General features: G+C 70.0%; 24 protein-coding genes and 1 pseudogene. 10 read left to right on the top strand and 15 right to left on the bottom strand.

Annotated elements, in window-relative coordinates:
• Positions 1–150: 150 nt before the first annotated feature.
• Together QQ657_RS29625 and QQ657_RS29620 are read right to left on the bottom strand one after the other, a co-directional pair.
• Complete coding sequence (locus QQ657_RS29625) at positions 151–1,545, bottom strand: S8 family peptidase (protein WP_284745537.1); 1,395 nt, start codon at positions 1,543–1,545, stop codon at positions 151–153.
• 63 nt (positions 1,546–1,608) lie between these two features.
• Complete coding sequence (locus tag QQ657_RS29620; protein WP_284745536.1) at positions 1,609–1,845, bottom strand: SCO4848 family membrane protein; 237 nt, start codon at positions 1,843–1,845, stop codon at positions 1,609–1,611.
• Positions 1,846–1,888: 43 nt separating this feature from the next.
• On the opposite strand from QQ657_RS29620, the gene QQ657_RS29615 reads away from it, so the two are divergent.
• Positions 1,889–3,127, top strand: a complete 1,239-nt coding sequence (locus QQ657_RS29615) for a D-alanyl-D-alanine carboxypeptidase family protein (protein ID WP_284745535.1) — start codon at positions 1,889–1,891, stop codon at positions 3,125–3,127.
• Here the strand turns inward: QQ657_RS29615 and QQ657_RS29610 are convergent.
• The 7 genes and pseudogenes from QQ657_RS29610 to QQ657_RS29580 all read right to left on the bottom strand — a co-directional run bounded on the left by QQ657_RS29610 (position 3,124) and on the right by QQ657_RS29580 (position 8,957).
• Complete coding sequence (locus QQ657_RS29610) at positions 3,124–3,570, bottom strand: winged helix-turn-helix transcriptional regulator (RefSeq protein WP_284745534.1); 447 nt, start codon at positions 3,568–3,570, stop codon at positions 3,124–3,126. The two genes, QQ657_RS29615 and QQ657_RS29610, sit on opposite strands and share 4 nt — an antisense overlap.
• Positions 3,567–4,571, bottom strand: a complete 1,005-nt coding sequence (locus QQ657_RS29605; protein WP_284745533.1) for an NADP-dependent oxidoreductase — start codon at positions 4,569–4,571, stop codon at positions 3,567–3,569. Before QQ657_RS29605 ends, QQ657_RS29610 begins: the two co-directional genes overlap by 4 nt.
• 8 nt (positions 4,572–4,579) lie before the next feature.
• On the bottom strand, positions 4,580–5,686 hold the full coding sequence (locus QQ657_RS29600; protein ID WP_284745532.1) for an acyl-CoA dehydrogenase family protein: 1,107 nt from the start codon (positions 5,684–5,686) through the stop codon (positions 4,580–4,582).
• A gap of 56 nt (positions 5,687–5,742) precedes the next feature.
• Positions 5,743–6,753, bottom strand: coding sequence for an inner membrane protein YhjD (gene yhjD, locus QQ657_RS29595; RefSeq protein ID WP_284745531.1), 1,011 nt, complete (start codon positions 6,751–6,753; stop codon positions 5,743–5,745).
• 279 nt (positions 6,754–7,032) lie between these two features.
• A pseudogene (locus tag QQ657_RS29590) lies at positions 7,033–7,278 on the bottom strand (AAA family ATPase); the annotation flags it as partial.
• Positions 7,275–8,309, bottom strand: a complete 1,035-nt coding sequence (gene trpS, locus QQ657_RS29585) for a tryptophan--tRNA ligase (RefSeq protein WP_284745530.1) — start codon at positions 8,307–8,309, stop codon at positions 7,275–7,277. The gene trpS and the pseudogene QQ657_RS29590, both read right to left, overlap by 4 nt.
• A gap of 297 nt (positions 8,310–8,606) precedes the next feature.
• Positions 8,607–8,957, bottom strand: a complete 351-nt coding sequence (locus tag QQ657_RS29580; protein ID WP_284745529.1) for a hypothetical protein — start codon at positions 8,955–8,957, stop codon at positions 8,607–8,609.
• 468 nt (positions 8,958–9,425) lie between these two features.
• Here QQ657_RS29580 and QQ657_RS29575 point away from each other — a divergent pair, with 468 nt between their 5' ends.
• Positions 9,426–10,154: a chitinase gene (locus QQ657_RS29575; protein WP_284745528.1), complete on the top strand. Its 729-nt coding sequence runs from the start codon at positions 9,426–9,428 to the stop codon at positions 10,152–10,154.
• A 58-nt stretch (positions 10,155–10,212) separates the two neighbouring features.
• Here the strand turns inward: QQ657_RS29575 and QQ657_RS29570 are convergent, their stop codons facing one another.
• Positions 10,213–10,713, bottom strand: a complete 501-nt coding sequence (locus QQ657_RS29570; protein ID WP_284745527.1) for a MarR family winged helix-turn-helix transcriptional regulator — start codon at positions 10,711–10,713, stop codon at positions 10,213–10,215.
• Between the two features lie 82 nt (positions 10,714–10,795).
• Between QQ657_RS29570 and QQ657_RS29565 the strand changes: the two genes are divergently transcribed.
• Positions 10,796–11,269, top strand: a complete 474-nt coding sequence (locus tag QQ657_RS29565) for a cupin domain-containing protein (RefSeq protein ID WP_284745526.1) — start codon at positions 10,796–10,798, stop codon at positions 11,267–11,269.
• Here the strand turns inward: QQ657_RS29565 and QQ657_RS29560 are convergent.
• Positions 11,266–12,072: an exodeoxyribonuclease III gene (locus QQ657_RS29560; protein WP_284745525.1), complete on the bottom strand. Its 807-nt coding sequence runs from the start codon at positions 12,070–12,072 to the stop codon at positions 11,266–11,268. The genes QQ657_RS29565 and QQ657_RS29560 overlap by 4 nt on opposite strands.
• A 52-nt stretch (positions 12,073–12,124) precedes the next feature.
• Here QQ657_RS29560 and QQ657_RS29555 point away from each other — a divergent pair, with 52 nt between their 5' ends.
• The 3 genes from QQ657_RS29555 to QQ657_RS29545 all read left to right on the top strand — a co-directional run bounded on the left by QQ657_RS29555 (position 12,125) and on the right by QQ657_RS29545 (position 14,622).
• Positions 12,125–12,862 (top strand): MBL fold metallo-hydrolase, encoded by a 738-nt coding sequence (locus QQ657_RS29555; protein ID WP_284745524.1) that lies wholly within the window; start codon positions 12,125–12,127, stop codon positions 12,860–12,862.
• A gap of 556 nt (positions 12,863–13,418) precedes the next feature.
• Complete coding sequence (locus tag QQ657_RS29550; protein WP_284745523.1) at positions 13,419–13,994, top strand: TetR/AcrR family transcriptional regulator; 576 nt, start codon at positions 13,419–13,421, stop codon at positions 13,992–13,994.
• A gap of 79 nt (positions 13,995–14,073) precedes the next feature.
• Entirely contained in the window at positions 14,074–14,622 is a 549-nt protein-coding gene (locus QQ657_RS29545; protein WP_284745522.1) for a permease, read from the top strand.
• Here the strand turns inward: QQ657_RS29545 and QQ657_RS29540 are convergent, their stop codons facing one another.
• Both QQ657_RS29540 and QQ657_RS29535 read right to left on the bottom strand, forming a co-directional pair.
• Positions 14,623–14,919 (bottom strand): SH3 domain-containing protein, encoded by a 297-nt coding sequence (locus tag QQ657_RS29540; protein WP_284745521.1) that lies wholly within the window; start codon positions 14,917–14,919, stop codon positions 14,623–14,625.
• A 179-nt stretch (positions 14,920–15,098) separates the two neighbouring features.
• Complete coding sequence (locus QQ657_RS29535; RefSeq protein ID WP_284745520.1) at positions 15,099–16,322, bottom strand: NADP-dependent isocitrate dehydrogenase; 1,224 nt, start codon at positions 16,320–16,322, stop codon at positions 15,099–15,101.
• 257 nt (positions 16,323–16,579) lie between these two features.
• Between QQ657_RS29535 and QQ657_RS29530 the strand changes: the two genes are divergently transcribed.
• Genes QQ657_RS29530 through QQ657_RS29515 form a run of 4 tightly spaced genes read left to right on the top strand, consistent with a single transcriptional unit; the run spans position 16,580 to position 18,796 of the window.
• Positions 16,580–17,089 carry a hypothetical protein gene (locus tag QQ657_RS29530; protein WP_284745519.1) on the top strand — a complete coding sequence of 170 codons (510 nt, stop codon included), beginning with the start codon at positions 16,580–16,582 and terminating at the stop codon, positions 17,087–17,089.
• Between the two features lie 25 nt (positions 17,090–17,114).
• Positions 17,115–17,495, top strand: a complete 381-nt coding sequence (locus QQ657_RS29525; protein ID WP_284745518.1) for a DUF2203 domain-containing protein — start codon at positions 17,115–17,117, stop codon at positions 17,493–17,495.
• A 9-nt stretch (positions 17,496–17,504) separates the two neighbouring features.
• Positions 17,505–18,122 carry a class I SAM-dependent methyltransferase gene (locus QQ657_RS29520; RefSeq protein ID WP_284745517.1) on the top strand — a complete coding sequence of 206 codons (618 nt, stop codon included), beginning with the start codon at positions 17,505–17,507 and terminating at the stop codon, positions 18,120–18,122.
• The gene (locus tag QQ657_RS29515; RefSeq protein WP_284745516.1) at positions 18,119–18,796 is read left to right on the top strand and encodes a hypothetical protein; all 678 of its coding nucleotides are present in this window, start codon (positions 18,119–18,121) and stop codon (positions 18,794–18,796) included. The genes QQ657_RS29520 and QQ657_RS29515 overlap by 4 nt, the downstream gene beginning before the upstream one ends.
• On the opposite strand, the gene QQ657_RS29510 is transcribed toward QQ657_RS29515, so the two are convergent.
• Entirely contained in the window at positions 18,786–19,274 is a 489-nt protein-coding gene (locus QQ657_RS29510) for a hypothetical protein (RefSeq protein WP_284745515.1), read from the bottom strand. The genes QQ657_RS29515 and QQ657_RS29510 overlap by 11 nt on opposite strands.
• A gap of 78 nt (positions 19,275–19,352) precedes the next feature.
• On the bottom strand, positions 19,353–19,766 hold the full coding sequence (locus tag QQ657_RS29505) for a DUF2000 domain-containing protein (protein ID WP_284745514.1): 414 nt from the start codon (positions 19,764–19,766) through the stop codon (positions 19,353–19,355).
• Positions 19,767–19,778: the final 12 nt, after the last annotated feature.

Here is a 19,778-nt window from a genome sequence, read left to right as displayed (position 1 = left end):
GTTCGGGTTCCGCACACCCGAATCCCTCATGGCACTGGCCATGCTCTCCCTGGGCGGCCACCGACCCGAACTACCAGGCCGATGACCACCCACACATCAATACGAAGAGCCACTTAAAGTCCATGAGGGTGCCCCTCATGACCAAACGGGTTAGCGGACTGCGTCCAGAGCGTTGACCAGGCCGTGGCCGTAGTACGAGTTGTTCTTCGCCGGCCCCGTGCACTCCGTCTCCGCCGACGCGCACTTCACCGGGTCCGCCTCGCCCGCCAACACGCGAGCCAGCAGCTGCGGCGGAAGCCCGCGGAACTTCGAAGCCAGCAAGGCCGCGACCCCAGCCGCGTGCGGGGAAGCCATCGACGTCCCGCACTTGGACCCGTAAAGCCCGCCGAACACCGTGGTCGACAGCGGGCATGACGGCCCCGCGCCGGTGGGAGGCGTCTGCGAGAAGTCGCCACCCGGCGCCGTCACGTCGATCTCACCGTAGTTGCTGAACGACGACTTCGTGCCCGCGTAGCCCACCGACGACACCGTCACGACCCCGTCGATCGCCTTCGGGAGGATTCCGCACGACGAATCCACCGGGTGCGGACGGTTCGGGTCCGTCGTCTGAGCAGTCGTGTCGAAGCCCGAGTTGCCCGCCGCCGACACGTTCAGGACCCCGTGGTGCGTCGAGAACTCGATCGCGCGCCGGACCGCTTCGTAAGCCGCCGCGTCGCCCGGCTCCTTCGAGCAGAAGAACATGCCCGGGTCGATGTAGTAGCTGTTGTTCGTCACCGGGAAGCCGTGCTTGGCCGCCCACACGAACCCGCACACCGCCGACTCCGGGAAGATGTACCCGTCGTCGTTGACGACCTTCACCGACGCCAGCTTGACGCCCGGCGCGATGCCCGTGAAGCCCGCCGCCGGGTCCTTGCCCGCGATCGTGCCCGCCACGTGCGTTCCGTGGTCGGACGTCGTCGGGGCCCAGGACGCCGGCGAAGTGTCCGCAGCACCCGTGATGCAGCCGGCCGATTCAGACGGCGAGACGGCCGCGCGAAGAGCCGGGTGCGTCGCGTCGATGCCCGAGTCCAGCACGCCGACCGTCACCGAACGGCTGCCCTGGTATTTCTTGTTCGCCTCCGGCGCGTGGATCGCCTTCATGTCCCACTGCTGCGCCGACAGGTCACCCTCGGCAGCGACCGACTGCGTGTCTTCCAGCGTCCGCACCGCCCCCAAAGAGGAGCGGGCCGCACCAGCGGAAGCCACGTCCTTTCCGCCCGAATAAGCCCGGTAGACGCCGATCTTCTGCTGGAAGTCCGCGTTGCGCGAGGTGGCGATCGCGACGCCGATCTCGCCGTAGTACGCCACCTTCGTGCCGCACTTGGCCGCCAGCTCCTTGTCGACCGACGACGCGCGCGTGCCCGGCTGGTAGGTCACCACGTACGTGTACGGCGTACTCGTCGTGTCACAGGCGACCGGCGCGGCCTCGGCGGCCGGTGCCGCGGCGAACAGGCCGCCCCCGACGGCCAGCACGAGCGGAGCCGCCATTCGGCGTAAACGGGACATTCCACCTCCAGAGTCAGTGGCGTCAACCTAAACCGGCCCCGGGGACCGCGCCACCGACCAAAGTCAGGAGGCGACGCGGGACGCGCGCACCCCGCGCCAGCCCAGCACGCCGATGATCGTCCCGAGCACGAACGACACGACCGTCAGCACCGCGTGCACCACGAAGTACGCGGTCGGCGAGCCGTCGGGGGTCCAGGACTGGTCGCTCGCCCACAGGTTCTTGGCGAACGTGATCCAGATGATCCACGACCACACGCCGAAGGCCAGCAGGAACAGCGAGGTGCCTCGCGAAATGCGCATGCCCCTGAGTATGCGACGCGCGCCTCGGCGCTAGATTGCGTGGGTGCACTCCGCTGTCTCCCGGTCGCTCAAGGTCTTCACGACGACGCTCGCCGCCGCCCTCCTGGCCCTGAGCACCCCGGCGCTCGCCGCCGCGGCGCCGCAGCCGGGCCAGTGCGCGAACCGCCAGGCGCCGCCGGCCCCCGTCGACACGTCGGAGAAGCCCGCGCCCGGCAAGCAGGCCCCGCCGGCGCTGGCCGTGCCCGCCGAGCCGGTCGGCGGCCCGCGGATGGCCGAGTGCGGCCTGGTCACCCCGGACGGCGCGCTCAACCCGCCGGACGGCAACACCGCGGCGTCATGGGTGGTGCAGGACCTCGACACCGGCGCGGTGATCGCCGCGAAGGATCCGCACGCCCGTGAGCGGCCCGCGTCGCTGATCAAGACGCTGCTCGCGCTCGTCGTGGTCACCCAGCTGAGCCCGCAGCAGGTGATCGTCGCGACGAAGGAGGACGCCGAGCAGGAGTGCACCTGCGTCGGCCTCGTCGCCGGCGGCCAGTACACCGTCGACCAGCTGCTGCACGGCCTGCTGATGCACTCGGGCAACGACGTCGCGCACGCGTTCGCCACGGCGCTCGGCGGGGTCGACTCCGCGGTCACCAAGATGAACGCGCTGGCCGCCCGCATCGGCGCGCACGACACGCGCGCCGCGACGCCGTCGGGGCTCGACGGGCCGGGCATGTCGACCTCGGCCTACGACCTGAGCCTGGTCTTCCACTACGCGATGAAGCAGCCGGAGTTCGCGAAGGTCGTCTCGACGAAGAACTTCGAGTTCCCGGCGACCGGCGGCAAACCGGCCATCCCGGTCTACAACGACAACAAGCTGCTCGGCGTCTATCCCGGTTTCCTCGGCGGCAAGACCGGCTTCACCGACGACGCCCGCCACACCTACGTCGGCGCGGCGCAGCAGAAGGGCAAGCGGCTCGCGGTCGTCATGCTGCGCGCCGAGCAGAAGCCGACGAAGGTCGTCGACCAGGCGGCCAAGCTGCTCGACTACGGCTTCGCGCTGGAGGCCGACCGCGCCGCGCCGGTCGGCCAGATCAATTACCAGGCCCCGGTGGCGACCGACACGGGCAGCACGCCGACCGTGCTCCCCGACGGCAGTGTCAGCAGCGGGACGTCCACGGCCGCGGCGGCCAAGGAGGACCCGTTCGGCGTCACCGGCTGGATCATCACGCTGGTGGTGTTCCTGATCATCGTCGGCGCGTTCGTGGTCGGGCGCCGGCGCAAGAAGGCCGCGAACTAGCGGAAACCGGGCCCGGGTTCCGGGGTCACCTTGCCGGTGGTGATCGCGCCGCCGCAGTGTCCACACGCGACATACGTCTCAGCTACTTCGCCACAGTCGTTGTGCCGCAACAGGATCGGCGGACCATCGGGACCCGCGAGGTGCTTGTCGCCCCACTGCATCAGCGTGACGACGGCGCCGAAGAGGTCCCGCCCGGCCTGCGTGAGGTGATACTCGGGACGGTCCGGCACTTCTTCCACGCGCGCCAGCACACCCGCCTCGACGAGGGTCTTCAGCCGGGCGGACAGCGTCGGGCGCGGGATCGACAGGTTGCGCGCGAACTCGCCGTAGCGCCGCACGCCGAAGAACGACTCCCGCAGGATCAGCAGGCTCCAGCGCTCGCCGACCAGGTCGAGCGCGCGCCCGACCGAGTCCGCCGTGAAGCGGTGCGTCAAGTCGGTCACAGCGCCAGCACCAGCTTGCCGGTGTTCTCGCCGCGGAACAGCTTGAGCAGCGTCTCCGGGAACTTCGCGATCCCGCCCTCGACGACGTCTTCGCGCGACTTCAGCTTGCCTTCGCGCACCCAGCCGGCCAACGCACTGATCGCCTCGGGGTACCGGTCGGTGTAGTCGGAGAAGACGAACCCGGTCATCGAGGCCCGGCGCACCAGCAGCTGCATGTAGTTGGCCGGGCCGCGCGGCCCCTCGGTGCTGTTGTACTGCGAAACCGCGCCGCTCAGCACGATCCGGGCGCCGCGCGCGAGCCGGGCCAGCGCCGCCTCGAGGACGTCACCGCCGACGTTGTCGAAGAAGACGTCGATCCCGTCGGGCGCGTGCTCCTTCAGGTCCGCGCGGACGTTCCCGGCGCGGTGGTCGACGGCGGCGTCGAAGCCGTACTCCTCGACGAGCGTCCGGCACTTCTCCGGGCCGCCGGCGATGCCGACGACGCGGCAGCCGTGGATCTTCGCGAGCTGCCCGACGACGATCCCGACCGACCCGGCCGCGGCGGACACCGCGACGGTCTGGCCCGGCTCGGGGCGGCCGACGTCGAACAGTCCGAAGTACGCGGTGATCCCGCTGATCCCGAGCGTGCCGAGGAACGCCGGCGCCGGCGCGACCGCCGTGTCGACGATCGTGACGCCCTTGCCGTCCGAGACGGCGAAGTTCTGGACGCCGAAGGTGCCGAAGACGTCCTGACCGGTCTTGAAGGCGGGGTGGCGCGACTCGACGACTCGGCCGATCCCGGCCGCGCGCATGACCTCGCCGATCCCCACCGGCGGCACGTACGACCGGCCGGCGTTCATCCACGTGCGCATCGCGGGGTCCAGCGAGAGGTACCGGACCTCGACCAGGAACTCCCCCTCGCCGGGTGACGGGACGGCCTCCTCGGTGTACTGCCAGTCGGTGTCCTTCGGCAGTCCGGCGGCCGGGCGGGCGGCGAGGCGGTACTGGGCGTTGACGGGCACGGGACTCCTCAGAGCTGTTCGGTGCGGGCGGGGACGCCCAGCAGCAGCTTGCCGGACAGCTCGAAGCTGGCCGGGTTGACCTGGAAGTGGGCGGTCGCGGTGTGGGCGTCGCGGAAACGGCGCTGCAACGGCGAAGTCTCGTAGATCGCCGCGCCGCCGCCCAGGTCGTACATGCTTTCGGCGACCTTCGCGGCGGTGCGCGTGACGTGCGTGGCAGCCAGGCGCAAACCGAGTTTCAGCTGGTCCGGCACCGGTTCGGTGCCCTGCGCGGCCTGCCAGGCGTCGTCGATGCTCGTGTAATAAAGCAGCCGCGCGGCGCGCAGGGCGGCTTCCGCCTCCGCGACGGCGGCCTGGGTCTGCGACCGCTCGGCCAGCGACCGGCTGGAGCCGAGCGGCTTGCGCGTCGAGGCGAGCTCGACGAGGTCGTCGATCGCGCCACGCGCGTTGCCCAGCGCGGCCGCCGCGACCGAGAGCGCGAAGTAGCCGAAGAGCGGGAAGCGGTGCAGCGCAACGGCTTCCACGGGCGGGCCGCCCATCACCGAGAAGACGCGGTGCTCGGGGACGAACAGCTCGTCGGCCACGCAGTCGTGGCTGCCGGTGCCGCGCAGGCCGTTGGTGTGCCAGGTGTCGAGGACTTCGATCTCGGCCTTGGGCAGCGCGGCGACGTACAGCTCGCTTTCGTGCACGAACCCGGCGAAGAGCCAGTCGCAGTGCGGGATGCCGCTGCAGAACGGCCAGCATCCGGAGACGATGTAGCCGCCGTCTGTCTTCTTACCGGCCCCGCGCGGCGCCCAGACGCCCGCGGCAACGGTCTTCGGGTCGCCGAAGACCTCCTCGGCGCACTTCGGCGGGGCGTAGGCCGAGAGCAGGCTGCTCGTCACGGCGATCGAGACGCACCAGCCGGCCGAGGCGTCGCCACGCGCGACCGTCTCCGCCGTCTCGAGGCTGACGGCGGGTGGCGCTTCGGGGCCGCCCAGGTGGGCGGGGACGCCGCTGCGCAGGAGCTGGGCGTCGGTCAGCTTGGCGACCAGCTCGGCCGGCAGCGCGCGGTTCCGCTCGGTGACGGGCGCGAGCGTCTTGGCGAGGGCAGCGCACTCGCGGGCGGCGTCCAGCATGAAACCTCCGGTTCAGATTTCTTACCGGTTCAGTTTCTTTACCGACCCGCTCGCTGTCAAGGCTTGCGGCGGCCACCCAGCCACGCGAGCAGCGCACCGGCGCTGAACGCCCCCGCGACGGCGCCGAATCCCGGCCCGCGCTGCACGGTGACGTTCTGCTCGAGCCGCACCGGCGCCGGTGGCGCGATGACCTCGTGCTGGTTCTCCTTCGCCGTCGCGGTCCACGCCGTGACGAGCAGGAGGAAGCGCGAGACGAAGTTCGCGAAGACGAGCAGGCCGATGACCGGGCCGAACAGCGCGAACGCCGGCGACTTCGTGACGCTGGCCAGGTAGAACGTGGCGGCCTGCTGCAGGATGACGAACCCGATGGAGGCGAACACCGCGCCCTTGACCGCGCTGCGCAGCGCGACGCGTTCGCGCGGCAGGCGCGCGATGACCCAGAGGAAAACGAGGGTGTTGGCGGCCAGGCCGAGCACGATGGTCGCGATGCGGAGCAGGACCTTCGCCCAGGTCTCGTCCGCCAACCCGACGAGCCCGAGCAGGAAGTTCCCGACACCGCCACCGATCGCGGTCAGCGCGAACGAGACGACGAGCGCGACACCCAGCCCGACCAGCGCGACGAGATCCTTGAGCGTCTGCTTGACGAACGGCTGCGGCTGCTTCTCCTGGCCCCACTGCGCGGTGAGCGCGTCACGCAGGTTCGCCATCCAGCCGATGCCGGAGTAGAGGGCGATGAGCAGGCCGAAGATCCCGATCCCGCTGCCGGCGCCGATCGCGGCGTCCACGATGCCCTGGACGAGGCTGCGCAGGCCCGAGGGCACAGAGTTGTTGATGCTGTTTTTGATCTGCTCGATGACGTGCGGGTCATGGTTGACGACCAGGCCGACCACGGCGAAGGCGACCATCAGGATCGGGATGACCGAGAGGACGCTGAAGTAGGTGATCGCGGCGGCGTAGTGGTTGCCGTACCGCTCGGTGAAGGCCTCGTTCGCCCGGATCAGGTGATCGAGCCACGGGTACTTCCGCCGCAGCCGCGGCAGGAGCTTTTCCTTCTCTTCGTTCGCCACTGTGAAACGCTAACCACGCCTGGTGACTCCCGCAACGCGAGCGGTCTACGTGAGGGAGGCGAGGAGTCCCGGCTGCGCGCATTCCGGCACTCCTGCGGCTCGGGAATCCCTCGGCGCGGCCGACTGGTTGTCCACAGTCCCCGGCAGTTGTGGACAGGCCGCTCACCCAGCACCGCAGAACCCAGAACCGTCGGTGGGCGCCGATAGACTGGACTCGGGGACGCCCCCAAGGGAAGGGCGGGGGCTGCTTTCGGGTCGGTGGCTCCGGGGCGGCAGAAGCCCGGGCTGGCCCGGCAGCTGAGGCACTACGACGTCGTGGCCCGCGGCCAGGTGCGTGCGCGCCGCCGCCGTCGCGAGGTCGCGCGCCAGCAGACCGGCCTCGCCGGGTGTTGCGCGCCAGCCGCCGATCATCGCGCGGATGCGGTCCACGTCCAGGGCGAGCGCCGGTGGGTGGGCGTCGGCGTAGCGCCGGGCGAGCGTCGACTTGCCGCTGCCCGGCGGGTCGTTCAGCAGGATCAGCTTCACCGCACCGGCGGCAGGAAACCGATCCGCTGGTACGTCTTGGCCAGCGTCTTCGACGCCACGTCGCGGGCGCGCTCCGCACCCGCCGCGAGGACCTTGTCCAGCTCCGCGACATCGTCCAAATAGGACTTGGCGCGCTGCTGGATCGGGGTCACCCACTCGACGAACGCCTCGCCGAGGTCCTTCTTCAGGTCGCCGTAGCCCTTGCCCTCGTACGCCGCTTCGAGGTCCGCGATCGTGCGGTCGGTCAGGGCCGAGTAGATCGTCAGCAGGTTCGAGACGCCCGCCTTGTTCTCGGTGTCGAACTTGACCTCGCGGCCCGTGTCGGTGACCGCCGAGCGGATCTTCTTCGCCGAGCGCTTCGGGTCCTCGAGCAGCTCCACGATGCCGTTGGCGCTGGAGGCCGACTTGCTCATCTTGGCCGTCGGGTCCTGGAGGTCGTAGATCTTCGCCGTGTCCTTGATGATGTACGGCTCCGGCACGACGAACGTCTTGCCCAGCCGGTTGTTGAAGCGCTGCGCGAGGTCGCGCGTCAGCTCCAGGTGCTGGCGCTGGTCCTCGCCGACCGGGACCGCGTCGGCCTGGTACAGCAGGATGTCCGCGGCCTGCAGGATCGGGTAGGTGAACAGGCCGACGCTGGAACGGTCGGAGCCCTGCTTCGCGGACTTGTCCTTGAACTGCGTCATCCGGCCGGCCTCGCCGAACCCGGTCTGGCACTCCATGACCCAGCTCAGCTGGGCGTGCTCCGGGACGTGGCTCTGCACGAACAGCGCGCTGCGCCGCGGGTCGATGCCGATGGCGAGCAGTTGCGCGGCCGAGACGCGGGTGCGTTGCCGCAGCACCTTCGGGTCCTGCTCGACGGTGATCGCGTGCAGGTCGACCACGCAGTAGAACGGCTCGTGGGTGTCCTGCAGCCGCACCCACTGGCGCAGCGCACCGAGGTAGTTGCCGAGGTGGAACGAGTCGGCGGTGGGCTGGATCCCGGACAGGACCCGCGGACGGCGTTCGGCGGCGACGGTCTGCTCTTCGGACACGTGAGGATTCTTCCAGGCCGGGCCGCGTGGTGGGTGCCGAGGGGGCCCAAGCTGGGGATTCTTCCAAGCCGCGACGCGCGGCAGACATCGCGAAGGTCAACTCGCGTGATGGGGAGGTCGACTCACGTGATCGAGAGGTCGGCTCGCGTACCTCGGGGTTCGACTCGCGTACCCGGAGGGTCGGCCCCCGTACCTGGAGGGTCGGCTCGCGTGCCTGGAGGGTCGACTCGCGTGATTGGGGAGCCGACACGGCGTCGAGCTGAGCCGAGCCTGTGTGTGGCAGGCGCGCCGGGTGGGTCAGGCGTGCGGGTGCTGAGTGAGGAACGGGCGGGTCGGCGTGGCGTCGGGCTCGCCGAGGACCGCTTCGGCCATCGCCGTGACCGGGCCGGGTGCTTCCGGGACCGCCGGGGCAGCCTCTGCGACGCGGGCCTTGCGGCGCTGGCGCAGCACACCCAGCGTCATGCCGACGATGCCGAGCGCGACCGCCACCAGCCCGACCGGGCCGAGCACACCGAAGCTCTCCGCGCCCGAGTCCGCCTGCGCGGTCACGACGTCGGCGAACGCGTTCCCGCCGCCGGCCAAGAGCAGCGCGGCCGGGACGAGCGCGACCACCGCGGCCGCGCGGGACGCGCGCAGCGTGGACCGCATCAGGGTTCGACCTGGGTTGCGCACCGGAGTGCCTCCCGCGATTGACGAGCGCAGTGTACTTACCGAAAGACTCACCCATACGAGTGAGACGATGCGTGCTGCTGGTCAAAAAGCTACCGAGTGTGTCAAGACCCGAGGGTACTGACCGACTCGGCGGCCGAGACTAGCGCCCAACCGAGAACACGACCCCGGCGCCCCCATGGTTCAGGCCGCCACCCGAGTGGGTGTTGCGGAAGACGGAACGCTCCTACGCAAAGTAGAGAATGACCGGTCGTTGTCCGGCCGTTCATCACCCGTTCATCGCAATCGGGGCTCACCCTCTGCCATTCGCCGCAGTCGCCACTGCTCCGATCGCGCAGTCTTATTCGGAAAACTATTAACACGAAAGTGATTGGTCTATACCTCTTGGTGTAACCCATTCGGCTCGGTCGGACCGCGCACGACCGGCGTGATCAAGAGGAGTCCCGAATGTCGATTACCCGGTTCCTTAAGCGCACCGGCGTGGCGGTGAGCGCGCTCGCCGCGGCGGCCGCCGCCGTCGTGCTCCCGGCCACCACCGCGGCCGCCGCGGTGGACGCCTCCTTCGTCGTCAGCGAGGCCCAGTTCGACCAGATCTTCCCGAGCCGCAACAGCTTCTACACCTACAGCGGCCTGACCGACGCGCTGGCGGCCTACCCCGGCTTCGCCAACACCGGCGACGACACCGTCAAGAAGCAGGAAGCGGCGGCGTTCCTGGCGAACGTCAACCACGAGACCGGCGGGCTCGTCTACGTCGTCGAGCAGAACACCGCGAACTACCCGCACTACTGCGACGCGAGCCAGCCCTACGGCTGCCCGGCCGGCCAGGCCGCCTACTACGGCCGCGGCCCGATCCAGCTCAGCTGGAACTTCAACTACAAGGCCGCCGGCGACGCCCTCGGCATCGACCTGCTCAACAACCCGTACCAGGTCGAGCAGGACGCGGCCGTCGCCTGGAAGACCGGGCTCTGGTACTGGAACACGCAGACCGGCCCGGGCACGATGACGCCGCACGACGCCATGGTCAACCAGCGCGGCTTCGGCGAGACCATCCGCAGCATCAACGGCTCGATCGAGTGCAACGGCGGCAACCCGGCGCAGGTCCAGAGCCGGATCGACAAGTACACGCAGATCACCGGGATCCTCGGGGTCCCGACCGGTGACAACCTGTCCTGCTGAGCCGGGCGCGGCGAGAAGGGCCTTCCCGGCACACCGCCGGGGAGGCCCTTTTTCGTTGTCAGACTTGGGGATCCAGGTGGTCCAGGAGCTTGCGCAGGACGTCGTCGAGCAGGCCCAGGTCCTTTCCGGACAGTCCCGACAGGAGCTCGGAGACGTTCGCGGTGTGCTCGGTCATCGCGGCGTCGACGGCGTCGAAACCCTGGTCCGTCAAGCGGATCCGGAAGCTGCGGCGGTCGTTCGGGTCCAGCGCGCGCTCGACGAACCCGGCCTTCTCCAGCCGGTCGAGGCGGCTCGTCATGCCGGCGCGGGACATCATCAGCGTCGCGGACAGCTCGGACGGGATCAGCGTGTAGGGCGTGCCGGACCGGCGCAGCGCGGCCAGGACGTCGAACTCCCCGCGTTGCAGGCCGAACTTGCCGAACACCCGCTCCTGGGCCGGGCCGAGCACCAGCGCCAGCCGGCCCATCCGGCCGGCCACGCCGATGGCGGTCAGGTCGAGGTCGGGGCGTTCGCGGTGCCAGGCCGACACGACGGCGTCGACGGCGTCTTCGTCACTCACCCCGCCCACTCTATTCGACGCCAGCACTATTCGCTGCCTGATAGTTTGACAGCGAACTATCAGGCGTGGAACCATCGCTGGCATGACGACATTGCTGGTACGCCACGACGAAGCCGAGCAGCTCGGCTCGACCCCCGACACGATGACCCTGCTCGCGGACGTCTCCCAGACCGGCGGGCACCTGAGCACGAACCGCGCGTCGCTGGGCCGCGGGCGCGACGGCGCGACGCCGCACTTCCACACCTCGTCGGCCGAGATGTTCTTCATGCTGGACGGCGAACTCGAGGTCCTGAACGGCGAAGACGTCGTCACGGTCCGGACCGGCGACATGCTGTTCGTGCCGCCGCACACGAACCACGCGTTCGGCGCGACGGCGCGGTCGGGCGCGGACGTGCTGATCGTGTTCACGCCCGGCGTCGAGCGCTTCGAGTACTTCCGGATGATCGACCGGATCCGGCGGGGCGAGGCGTCGCCGGCGGAGATCCTGGCGTCGCAGGACCGGTTCGACAACCACTTCGTGGACAGCGCGACCTGGCGCGCCGCCCGCGCGGCCTAGATGTCGTAGGTGGCGGTGACCGGCGCGTGGTCGGACCAGCGCTGGTCGTAGGCGGCGGCGCGTTCCACGACGACGTCGACGACCTTCTCGGCGAGGCCGGGGGTCGCGAGCTGGCAGTCGATGCGCCAGCCGGAGTCGTTGTCGAAGGCCTGGCCGCGGTAGGACCACCAGGTGTAGGGGCCGGGGCCTTCGGGGTCGAGGCGGCGCTGGACGTCGGTGTAGCCGGCCTCGGTGTAGACGCGGCCGAGCCAGGCGCGTTCCTCGGGGAGGAAGCCGGAGTTCTTGCGGTTGCCGCGCCAGTTCTTGAGGTCGACGGTGTCGTAGGCGATGTTCCAGTCCCCCACGACGACGACCTCGCGCCCGGCCGCGGCGGCCTTGGCGCGGAGCTCGACGAGGTAGGGCAGGAACGCGGCCATGAAGCGTTCCTTTTCGTCCTGGCGCTCGGTGCCGACGTCCCCGCTGGGCAGGTAGAGGCTCGCGACCACGACGTTCGTCAGGTGGACTTCGAGGTAGCGGCCGCTGTCCTCGAACTCGGGCTCCCCGAAGCCGATCCGGACCTCTTCGGGCTCGGTGCGGCTGTAGACGGCGACGCCGTTGCGTCCCTTGACGGCGGAGGGGGCGTGCACCGCGAACCAGCCCTCGGGTTCGACGACCTCGGCGGGAAGCTGCTCCGCCGTGGCGCGCACCTCCTGGCAGCAGACGACGTCGGCCTTCGTGGCGGCGAGCCACTCGACGAAGCCCTTTTTGGCGGCGGCGCGGAGGCCGTTGACGTTCACGGTGGAGACGGTCAGCACGCACCGCACGCTACCGGCTCACGTCCGCCGGACCGGTGGCCGCTCTGACAGACTGCCGGGCATGGGTGAGCTGACGGTGCTCGGCAGCTGCGGCGGGTTCCCGGAACCCGGGCGGGCGTGCGCGGGATTCCTGTTGTCGCACAACGAGTTCCACGTCGTCCTCGATCTCGGGTACGGCGCGGCGTCGCGCCTGTTCGCGCACGGGCTGCCCGACGCCGTGGTGGTGACGCACGAGCACCCCGACCACTGCGCGGACGTGAGCGCGCTCGGGCGGGCCTGGTACTACACGGTCCAGGCCGGGAGCGGATCGCCGCGGTTGCCGCTGCACTGCACGCCCGGCACGCTCCGGCGCTTGGAGGCGATGGAGCCGCGGCCGCACCCGTCGGAGCTGTTCGAGGTGCACGACCTCGGCGCACCGGCCGACGTCGGACCGTTCCGGCTCACGACCCACGAGCTGCCGCACTACCTGCCGAACTTCGGCGTGCGGCTGACGGCGCCCGGGCTCACGGTGGCCTACACCGGGGACACGGGACCGTCGCCGGCGTTGGCGGACCTCGGCCGCGACGCGGACCTGTTCATCTGCGACGCCACCCTCCGCACCCCACCGGCGGAGGGAGAGCCCCGGTTTCTGATGACCGCGGCCGAGGCGGGCCACTGGGCCGAGCGAGCCGGAGCGCGCCGGCTCATGCTGACCCACTTCTGGCCGGGCACCGACCGCGCGGCGGCGGCCGCCGAGGCCCGCGCCGAGTTCGGCGGGGAGGTGCTGGTCGCCGAAGAGGACCTCACGGTCGCGCTCTGACAGCCGCGGCCGCGCGGGTCGAAGCTGCCCCGGCACAGCTTGCCGCCGCTCGGACACGGCCGGGACGCCCGCTCACGCGACCGGCTTCACGCTCGGACCCTGCCCGAGCGCAGCCTGACGAACCCCGGCCCCAGCCCACCCTGCCGCCGTCCGGCAGACCGGAGGAGTCTCGCCGCCGCGCTCCACCCCCGCCCGAGCGCGAACCGGCGAAACCCCGGCGGAGCGCACCCCACCCGCTGTCCGGCAGACCGGAGGAGTCTCGCCGCCGCGCTCCGACCCCCGTCCGAGCGCGGTCCCCGGGCTCCACTCCTCCGGCCTCCGCCAAGCCGCACACCCTCGGCCCTCGCGCCCGCGGAACTCCCCCTGGAGACCCCGCGGACACCTCGCCTCAGCCCATGCCGCATTCAGTTGTCGCCCGCCCCCGGGCGTCGCCGCACCTCCGCTCACCTGCGTATTCGGACCAGACAAGTTCTATCAGCGACCACCGACAAAAAACGCGCCTTGACGCCAGAAGCTACGAACATTAGCTTTAAAGCTATGCCAAGTAGCCAACCCGATGTCCCCTAGAGCGGGACTGACCACCGAAGCGGTGGTCGACTTAGCCCTCAAGATCGTCGACGAGTCCAGCGCCGAAGCACTGACCCTCGCCAAGGTCGCGGAACGCGCCGGAGTAGCCGCGCCCTCGCTCTACAAGCACGTCAAAAACCTCGCCGACCTGCGCCGGCTCATCGACCTCAAAGTCGTCCAGGAGATGGCCGAAGCACTGAGAACCGCCGCCACCGGACGCGAAGGCCCGGCAGCGGTGAGCGCTCTGGCCGACGCCTATCGCGCCTACCTGCTGCGCCACCCGCACCGCACCAACGCCCTGACGACTGCCCCCGACGAATCCGACGCCGAGCTCAGCCGGGCCACTCACGCCGTCGCCGAGGTCGTCTTCGCCGTGCTCAGGCCGTTCGGCTTCGACCACGTCCAGGCCGTGCACGCCACGCGCTGCATCCGCGCCGCCGTGCACGGCTTCGCCGGGCTCGAAGCGTCCGGTGGCTTCGGGCGGCCCGAAGACGTCGGCCAGAGCTTCGAAGTCCTCAAATCCATGCTCGTCCAAGCCCTCACGAACTACGCGGAGAAACCATGAGCTTCATCCTCGCCGTACTCCTCTTCACCGTCGGGCTCGGTGTGCTCGACGCCCGCTTCCCCTGGACGGAGGCCCGCAGATGATCGCCGGGCACTTCGGGCTCGCGGCCGCCGTCAAGGCGGGCCGGCCGGCCATCCCCGTGTGGACGCTCATGCTCGCCACCGCCTGGCTCGACGTCGTCTTCGTGCCGCTCTACCTCAGCGGCATCGAGACCGTCGACGGCGCGGGCTACGGCGGCGGCGTCATCCACGCCGACTACACGCACTCCCTCGTCGGCGCACTTGTCCTCGCCGCGCTCTTCGGGGCGGTCGCGAGTCATTGGCTCGGCCGGGAAGCCGGGCTCATCCTCGGCGGTGTCGTCTTCTCGCACTGGCTGCTCGACCTCGTCGTGCACCGCGCCGACCTGCCGATCCTGCCCGGCAACGCCGGCGACCTGCCCACGTTCGGCTTCGGGCTCTGGCGGCTGCCCGCCGTCTCGGCCGTCGTCGAACTGCTCATGTTGGTGATCGGCATCGGCCTCTACTGGCGCGCCGCGGCGAAGCGCGACCCGAAACGCGCGCGAGTGCTGGGGCTGACCGCCGCGCTGTGCGGCGTCATCACCCTCGGCACCGACCTGCTGGGAGTCTGATCAGCAGGCGGAACCGGCGACCGGTTCGGTGAACGCGGCGGCGACCCACTTGTCGTCGGCCACCTTCCGGAAGCCGTTCTGCACGCCCGGCAACGCGTCGAACTGGGCGTCGCGCAGGTACTTGCCGACGACCTTCGCGTTGCCGTCGGCCGTCTCGCGGGCGTTGAGGACGTCCGCGGTCACGGTCACCTTGCAGCCGGTCGCCGAAGCTCCCGAAGCCTGCTTGTCCGTGTTCATCACGTAGACGATGACGACCAGGACGATGGCGCCCAAGATGAGCAGAGTCTTCTTCGACATGCCTTCCTCCAACCGCGTGCCCCGTCCCCCGCCAAGGGTAGGCAATCCTTTACCCGGACCGACAGCGCCGGACGCAGCAACCACCCGGAGGCGCCAGTCCACATCCCCACCGGTGACGCGCTGTGAACACGCGAAAGCCCCCTTCCCGGCAAACCGGGAAGGGGGCTTCGAAAAAGGGCTCAGCCCTGGGCGATCTTCTTGGCCAGGTTGTCGTCCAGCGTCGCGAGGAACTCCTCGGTCGTCTGGAACGGCTGGTCCTTGCTGATCAGCAGCGCCAGGTCCTTCGTCATCTGACCGCTTTCGACGGTCTCGACGACGACCTCTTCCAGCTTGTTCGCGAAGCCGATCAGCTCCTGGTTGCCGTCCAGCTTGCCGCGGTGCTCGAGGCCCCGGGTCCAGGCGTAGATCGACGCGATCGGGTTCGTCGAGGTCGGCTTGCCCTGCTGGTGCTGGCGGTAGTGCCGGGTGACCGTGCCGTGCGCGGCCTCGGCCTCGACGGTCCGGCCGTCCGGCGTGCGCAGCACCGACGTCATCAGGCCGAGCGAGCCGAAGCCCTGCGCGACCGTGTCGGACTGGACGTCACCGTCGTAGTTCTTGCACGCCCAGACGTAGCCGCCCTCCCACTTCATCGCCGCGGCGACCATGTCGTCGATCAGGCGGTGCTCGTAGGAGATGCCCTTGGCGTCGAAGTCGGCCTTGAACTCGGCCTGGAAGATCTCCTCGAAGACGTCCTTGAACTGGCCGTCGTAGGCCTTGAGGATCGTGTTCTTGGTGGAGAGGTACACCGGCAGGCCGCGGTCGAGGCCGTACTGCAGCGACGCGCGCGCGAAGTCCTCGATCGACTTCTTGAAGTTGTACATCCCCATGGCGACGCCGCCGCCCTCGGGGAACTTCGCGACCTCGAACTCCATCGGTTCGGAGCCGTCGTCCGGGGTGTAGCTGATGGTCAGCGTGCCCGGGCCGGGGACCTTGAAGTTGGTCGCCTTGTACTGGTCGCCGTGGGCGTGGCGGCCGATGATGATCGGCTTCGTCCACGTCGGCACCAGGCGCGGGATGTTCTGGATGACGATCGGCTCGCGGAAGATCACGCCGCCGAGGATGTTGCGGATCGTCCCGTTCGGGGACAGCCACATCTTCTTGAGGCCGAACTCTTCGACGCGTGCCTCGTCCGGGGTGATCGTGGCGCACTTGACACCCACGCCGTGCTTCTTGATCGCGTTCGCGGAGTCGACCGTGACCTGGTCGTCGGTGCGGTCCCGCTCCTCGATGCCCAGGTCGTAGTAGTCCAGGTTCACGTCCAGGTACGGGTGGATCAGCTTGTCCTTGATGAACTGCCAGATGATGCGGGTCATCTCATCGCCGTCGAGTTCGACGACGGTGCCCTGGACCTTGATCTTGGCCATGAGCAGCGGTGCTCCTTCCGCGGATCTTCGCGTTACTTCGATACGTCTCGCCGGTAGCGGTACAAGCGTACTGCTTGACCGTCCTGGATGGTTCCAGTAGTGGCCGGTATCAAGTCTCCCCCCGCCGATTGTGGCCAGGGTCACCGGGCACGACCAGCCGTTAGGCCGATCCGACCGCTCATCGAGCGAGCGTCGCGCTTCCGGGTGAACCAGGGCACGATGCCATCCGTGAACTCATCATGCGGGAGGTGACGGCCATGTCGACCCATCGGTACGGCGAGTACGAAGACGATTACGAGGACTACGACGACACGACGGAAGCGCTCGACGAACAGCCGCGCCGCGGTGTCGCCCACCTGGTCAGCGCGCTGAGCGGGCTCCTGCTCACGCCGGTCGCGCTGGGCCTGCTGAGCTGGGGCGGGCTGCGCCAGCAACAGCTGATCCAGGCCACGCTGAGCACCAACCGCGACCCGCTGGGTATCGCGCTGCTGGCCGGCGGGGCGATCCTGCTGCTCGGCGTCGCCGCGCTCGGGGCGCTGTCGGCGGTCGGCCCGATCCTCGGCGGCCTGATCTACGGGGTGCTGCCCAGCGTCGCCACGATGGCCGTGCCCGAGTGGGGATTCCGCCTGGTGAACCGGATGCCGAAGAGCGACATCGCGTACGGCATCACGGACTTCCTCTTCATCGGCGGCCTGCTCGGCGTGGGGTTCCTGCTGGTCGGCAGCGGGCTGGCCAACGCGCTGGTGCGGCGGCGCCGGGAGGCCTGAACCGCGCCGGTGGGATCATCGGCCGATGGGTTTGTTCACCGTCGCGGAGGCATGCGACGAACTGGCGCGGCTGCGGCCGGTCCTCGACGAACTGGTGCGCGTCCGGGCCGACGCGGCCGAGCTCGCGGCGTCGCTGCGTCCGGGCGGGCGCGAGACGGAGCTGGGCGGGCTGCCCGAGTGGAAGGCCGCGCAGGCCCGGCTCGACGACCTGATGACGACGGTCCAGCGCACCGGCGCCGAGCTCAAGGGGTTCGCGCCGCTGCTGGTCGACTTCCCGGCCGAGCTCGACGGGACCGACGTGCTGCTGTGCTGGCTCGAGGGTGATCGCGAGCTGAGCTGGTACCACCGGGCCGACCTGGGCTTCGCCGGCCGCCGGCCCCTGAAAATCGCTGGTCGGCCCGGCTAGGTTGGGTCCGTGGACCACGACGCGAGGGCAGCCCTCTTCGACAGCACGGCCGAGCACTACGACGAAGACACCTTCCACGCCCGGGTCGCGGACGAGCTGGTCGCGCCCCTGCCACCCGAGCCGGACCTCGTACTGGACGTCGCCACGGGGACGGGCTTCGCGGCGTACGCGGCGTTGCGACTGAAGCCGTCTCGCGTGCTGGCTGTCGATCTCTCGCCGGCGATGGTGGCTCAGGCGACGGCGAAGGCGGCTGAGCTGGATCCGTCGGGGGTGATCACCTGGCAGGTCGGGCCGGCGGTGCCGATGCCGTCACCGGACGGGTCGGCCGACGTCGTGCTGTGCGCGTCCTCGCTGCACTTCCTGGGGGCGGTCGCGTTCGCGGACTGGCGGCGGGTGCTGCGGCCGGGTGGCCGGCTCGCGTTCTCGGTCGTCTCTGGGGCGCGGTTCCGGCCTTCGGGGGCCTTCGCGGACTTCGTGCCGAGGGACATCACGTTCCCGACCGACGACGCCGAGGCGGCGGCACTGGCCACGTCGGCCGGGTTCGTGGACGTTTCGGCGCGGACTTTCACGTACCGGGGCGCGGACCGGGTGCGGAGCACGTTCGTGGTGCACGCGACGGCCCCGTGAACCTGGAGCGGTTCGCGGACGGCCACCTGACGCAGGTCACCGCGGACGGCAGCCGGGTTTCGCTGCTGCTGGAGGCGTACTCGGAGTACCGGCGCGTGCCCGGTGAGGTCTCGGTCCTCGAGGTCTTTGAGCTGAGCGCCGATCCGGCGGAGCTCCAGGCGGCCGAACCGCCGGCGCCTGACCACGCGCTGGAAGAGCCGAGCAGCCGGGAACACGACGGACTGGTGACCGTCGAGTTCTTCGCCCCGCTGCGGATCCGCGTGACAGCCGCCGCCTTCGACCTGACTCTGCTGCGAACCGAGCGGCGGGTCGTGCTCCCCATGCCGTCCGCAAACGCTTGCACCTTGGACATCGCCGAGGTGCCCCAGCTCGGATCCGACATCGTCTGGCGGATGCTCGGCGGTGACGCGGGCACGCCCGCCGATCCCGACGGCTGGTTCCTCCAGCGCCGGGACCGGCTGGCGACCTCGCAGACCGGTGTCTTCTGCCGCACGACCGCGAACCGCGTCACCTTCGAGCGGCACGACGCCGACGACGACCTCTGGCGAGCCGTCCGGTTGCTCGGCCGGCACGCGAGCCGCGTGTGGTCCGGGAACTGCGTGTTCGAGCCCGCGGACTGGGTCGCGTGGGTGACCGCCGGGACGCTACCGCCGGTGGAGCGGCTCAGGCCGTGAAGTGGACCTGGCCATGGGTGGCCGGGCCGTCCGGGCTGCCGCAGCGATGGACGAACGTCAGATCCACCCCGGTCGCATCAAGCCGGTCGATCGTGAAGTCCGCGTAGTCGTCGCCGCACGACAGGCCGCCGGTGTAGACGAAGATCCCCGGGGTGCTCAGCGCCGGGTCGCTCTGGCCGCGGAACCGCGCGCCCGTGTACGTCCCGGTGTGCAGGGTCTCCCCCGCCGGTGCGCTCAGCTCGACGCGCATGTCCTTCAGCCCCGACTGGACGTCGATCTTCAGCACGCCGTTGTACTCCCAGACGGCGATCTCGTCGCCCGGCGTCGCGTAGTGGGCGCTGCCCTCCAGCGGCCCGGCGCCGGCTTCCGAGGTGTAGTCCACCGTCTGCACCGGATCCGCCGAAGCGACCGGGACGAGCGCCAAGCCCAGCCCGGCCGCCGCCGACAGGACCACGCAGGCGCGACGAAGTGAATTCACGGAACCTCCCCATCCCGAGGCCGCCTGATGCGGCGTCATCGATCATGCTGCCAGCGCGACCGATGCCGGGGACAGGTCTCAACGGTGCAATGAAGCGCCCTTGAGGATCTTGTCCACCGCGTTCTTCGGGCCGTGCAGCGCCAGCCCGGCCAGCGCCAGCTTCTCCCCCGGCACCGCGCGGACCGCCGCCCGGTTGTCGACGTCGTTGCCCGTGTGGAACAGCTCGTCGGTGAAAAGGGAAATCCGCAGGCCGCGGCCCAGTGCGCGGGTGTGCGCCGCCGTGAGGACGTCCGCGGTGCCCGAGAACACCATCACCGGCTGGCCGAACATCGGCAGGTACTCGGTGTCGTCGGCGTCGAGGTACGGCTCGCCCATCAGCTCCGGCGTCACGTGGGCGATGCCGCTCACCAGGAACGCGGTGACGTTGAGCCGCTGCCAGGACGCCAGGTCGTCGCGGAGCAGGACGGCGATCTTCGTGTCGAAGGAACTCATGCCGGAAAGAGT

It is taken from the genome of Amycolatopsis ponsaeliensis (assembly GCF_030182635.1).
Taxonomy (GTDB): Bacteria; Actinomycetota; Actinomycetes; order Mycobacteriales; family Pseudonocardiaceae; genus Amycolatopsis; species Amycolatopsis ponsaeliensis.
The sequence above is the reverse complement of the archived record's forward strand: the minus strand, read 5'-3'. Positions and strand labels throughout refer to the sequence as shown.

What these genes read in the sequence shown, in the direction of transcription:
- QQ657_RS29540 (WP_284745521.1), bottom strand. Translation starts at nt 14,919, where the DNA reads ATGTCGAAGAAGACTCTGCTCATCTTGGGCGCCATCGTCCTGGTCGTC.
- QQ657_RS29625 (WP_284745537.1), bottom strand. Translation starts at nt 1,545, where the DNA reads ATGTCCCGTTTACGCCGAATGGCGGCTCCGCTCGTGCTGGCCGTCGGG.
- QQ657_RS29555 (WP_284745524.1), top strand. Translation starts at nt 12,125, where the DNA reads ATGGGTGAGCTGACGGTGCTCGGCAGCTGCGGCGGGTTCCCGGAACCC.
- QQ657_RS29565 (WP_284745526.1), top strand. Translation starts at nt 10,796, where the DNA reads ATGACGACATTGCTGGTACGCCACGACGAAGCCGAGCAGCTCGGCTCG.
- QQ657_RS29530 (WP_284745519.1), top strand. Translation starts at nt 16,580, where the DNA reads ATGTCGACCCATCGGTACGGCGAGTACGAAGACGATTACGAGGACTAC.
- QQ657_RS29600 (WP_284745532.1), bottom strand. Translation starts at nt 5,686, where the DNA reads ATGCTGGACGCCGCCCGCGAGTGCGCTGCCCTCGCCAAGACGCTCGCG.
- QQ657_RS29505 (WP_284745514.1), bottom strand. Translation starts at nt 19,766, where the DNA reads ATGAGTTCCTTCGACACGAAGATCGCCGTCCTGCTCCGCGACGACCTG.
- QQ657_RS29580 (WP_284745529.1), bottom strand. Translation starts at nt 8,957, where the DNA reads ATGCGGTCCACGCTGCGCGCGTCCCGCGCGGCCGCGGTGGTCGCGCTC.
- QQ657_RS29525 (WP_284745518.1), top strand. Translation starts at nt 17,115, where the DNA reads ATGGGTTTGTTCACCGTCGCGGAGGCATGCGACGAACTGGCGCGGCTG.
- QQ657_RS29620 (WP_284745536.1), bottom strand. Translation starts at nt 1,845, where the DNA reads ATGCGCATTTCGCGAGGCACCTCGCTGTTCCTGCTGGCCTTCGGCGTG.
- QQ657_RS29545 (WP_284745522.1), top strand. Translation starts at nt 14,074, where the DNA reads ATGATCGCCGGGCACTTCGGGCTCGCGGCCGCCGTCAAGGCGGGCCGG.
- QQ657_RS29575 (WP_284745528.1), top strand. Translation starts at nt 9,426, where the DNA reads ATGTCGATTACCCGGTTCCTTAAGCGCACCGGCGTGGCGGTGAGCGCG.
- QQ657_RS29550 (WP_284745523.1), top strand. Translation starts at nt 13,419, where the DNA reads ATGTCCCCTAGAGCGGGACTGACCACCGAAGCGGTGGTCGACTTAGCC.
- QQ657_RS29535 (WP_284745520.1), bottom strand. Translation starts at nt 16,322, where the DNA reads ATGGCCAAGATCAAGGTCCAGGGCACCGTCGTCGAACTCGACGGCGAT.